This window comes from Trebonia sp., assembly GCF_049794275.1.
Classification (GTDB): domain Bacteria; phylum Actinomycetota; class Actinomycetes; order Streptosporangiales; family Streptosporangiaceae; genus Trebonia.
Window position 1 is genome coordinate 1 of record NZ_JBARCR010001043.1, and the last position, 2,913, is coordinate 2,913.

Here is a 2,913-nt window from a genome sequence, read left to right on the forward strand (position 1 = left end):
GCCCGGCAGACGACCTCGTCGATCGCGGGCGCCACGCCAGCGGTGACTTGCCGCGGCGTGCACACCACCCCGTCCGACTCCGGCGCGGGCGGCAGCGCGGTCTGTGACTCGCCCGGCCAGTAGCCCGTCAGCGCCGCGTAAAGCAGCGCCGCGAGGTCGACGGTGTCCGTGACAGGGGGGTCGACGGCGCCCGCGTCGGCCGGGGCATCGCCCGCCAGCGCCGCGTCGATGCCCAGCCCGGTGATCTTCACCCCGCTGCCGCGCGTCCAGCGCAGCGTGTCCGGGGTCAGCCGCAGGTGTGCCTGCCCGGCGGCGTGTGCGCCGGCCAGCGCCCGTGATGCGTCGGCGATCAAGGCACATGCCTGGCCGGGCTCGAGCGGGTTGTCGGCGAGCATGTCGGTCAGCGACTCGCCGCCGACCCACTCAAGCACCACATAGGCCTGGTCATCGCCGTCCTCGACATCGAAGACCTGGGCGAGCCGCGGGTCGGTGAGCCGGCTCGCGGCCCTGGCGGCGGTCACTGCCTGCGTGATACGCGGGAATCCTGGCGCGAACGTCAGCACGGAGACGGGACGCGCGAGCGTCTCGTCCATGGCCTTCCACATCGTCCAGCCACTGCCGGCGGCAACCTGGTCCACAAGGCGGTATCGTCCGGCCAGCCGGGTTCCGGGTTCAGAGGTATACGTGCTCATTCGTAAGCGCCAAGAGTGGGGCCGCTCTCGGCCTCCTTCCAGCCCCGGATATATCCACGATCCCCGAGCGGGTCACACGCGGGTACCTCTCTATGCTAATGTCCGGCGCCGTCCGGAACCGGGACCCGGTCAACTACCCCCCCGGCGGGTCGTGTCAACGTTTAGCTCCAGTTCTTTCAATGTCTCACACCCGCATGCGGAGTGTGCCACAAGAGTTCTCCCGGTTGTCGCAGTTGTCCATATTCGGCAGCCCGATAGGCACCGTTCACCGACTGCAACTGTGATCACATCGACGCGACTTTGTTATGTACCGGCGCGCCTACCGGCCAAATCGGCCGCCGAGGGAGCGGGACAGGGTCCGGAATTCCTCAATGCCGAGCAGCCGCGCGCAGAGCGCGTAGAGCAGCAGCGCGCCGCCGCCGCCGATCACGGTAATCAGCAGGCCGTACACCCGGCCCTGGTGCATGAATGACCCGACGACCGCCACCGTCGCGAAGACGAACGCGAGCCCGGGCAGCGTGGCGAGGAGCATCCGGACCAGCGACCGGGTGATCCGCCAGCCGTCCAGGCTGCCGATCCGGCGCAGCAGCAGCGGCCAGGCGATGACCGCGCCGGTCAGCGTCACCAGGTCGTAGGAGACCGCGAGGCCGATCACGGTGTGCGTCGCGGGCAGCGCATACAGGGCGACCAGAGCGCCGATCACGCCGACGAGGAGCATCACCATGCCGATGATCGCCGGGGTCCTGTTCTCCCGGAACGAGTAGAAGACGCGCAGCTGGAGCTGGGTCAGCATGAACGCCACCAGGCCGAGGGAGAACACGCCGAACACCTCGCCGATGTACCGCGCGTTCGCCACCGTGGTGCTGCCCCAGGCGAACAGCAGCATGCACAGCGGCGGGCCGAGCACCGCGAGGAACACGGCCGCCGGAACCACGATGACCGAGGCGAGCCTGACTCCCTTCGAGAAGTCGTCGCGGACCAGCGAGTACCGCCGGTCGGTGGCGTGCCCGCTCATCCGCGGCAGCAGCGCGCTGATCACCGAGATCCCGACGATCGCGTACGGCAGCTGGAACAGCTGCCAGGCGTAGGAGTAGGCCGAGTACCCGACGCCGGTGACGCCACCGTGGTGGAAGGCGGTGTTCGCGGCGGCGTTCGCGACCCGTTGCACGACCAGGTTGCCGACCCATTGGCTGGCCACGTAACCGAACATCCACCCGGCCATCAGGCCGATCTCGGCGATCTCGGCGCGCCGCAGGTCCCAGCGCAGCCGCATGCTGAACCCGGCGCGGCGGAGTATGGGGAACAGCGTGATCGATTGGATCACGATGCCGGCAGTGGTGCCGATCGCGAGCAGGTAGATGCCGGAGGTCGGGATGTTGGCCGGGTTCTTGCCGAAGCCGATGGTCGCGATAAACAGCACGCCGACCAGGATCACGACGACGTTGTTGATGACCGGCGTCCACATGTTGGGGCCGAACCGGCCGCGCACGTTCAGGATCGCGCCCAGCAGCGAGTCCATCCCGTAGAAGAAGATCTGCGGGATGAAGAAGTAGGCGAAGATCAGCATGAGCCGGTGCTCACCCGGGACGGTGATGTTCCCGGCGTACAGGTTGACCAGCGGCCCGGCCAGCGCGGTCGCCGCCACGGTGATGATGAGCAGCGAGATCACGCCGAGGGTGAAGATCCGCTCCGCGTACGCCTCGCCGCGGTCCGGGTCCTCCTTGGCCGCCCGGACGAGCATCGGGACCACGACCGAGGTGAAGATGCCGCCGAGCATGAGGAAGTACACCGTGTTCGGCAGCGTGTTGGAGTTGTTGTACGCGTCGGCGAGCCCCGCGGTGCCGAGCGCGGCGACGAGCACGAACGTGCGGAGGAACCCGGTGGCCCGTGACGCGACCGTGCCTAGCGCCATCACCTGGCTGGACCTGGCCAGGTTCGGCTGGGTGACGATCGCCTGCGGGCCGGTACCCAGGTCGTCGCCCGGCGGAGGCACCTCGAGGATGCGGAGGCCGAGTCCCTCGTCGTCCGATGGCGGCCGCTGGTCCTGCCCGGCCGGGCGCGGCAGCGGCCGTTCCGGGGCCTCCGGGTAGGCGAACGGCTGCGTGTAGGACTGCTGCGGGTAGCCGGCGGGCACCGGCGGCAGGAACGTCGTCTGCGCCGCCGGGTAGTCCTCGCGCCGCCTGCCGTCCGGCGGCGGCTCGTAGCCCTCGCGCGGCGTGAA

General features: G+C 69.3%; 1 protein-coding gene and 1 pseudogene. Both read right to left on the minus strand.

Annotated features, from left to right (window positions below):
- A pseudogene (locus WA805_RS26100) lies at window positions 1–638 on the minus strand (serine/threonine protein kinase); the annotation flags it as partial.
- A 373-nt stretch (window positions 639–1,011) separates the two neighbouring features.
- On the minus strand, window positions 1,012–2,913 hold a 1,902-nt coding region (gene murJ, locus WA805_RS26105; RefSeq protein ID WP_425243675.1), incomplete at its 5' end, for a murein biosynthesis integral membrane protein MurJ.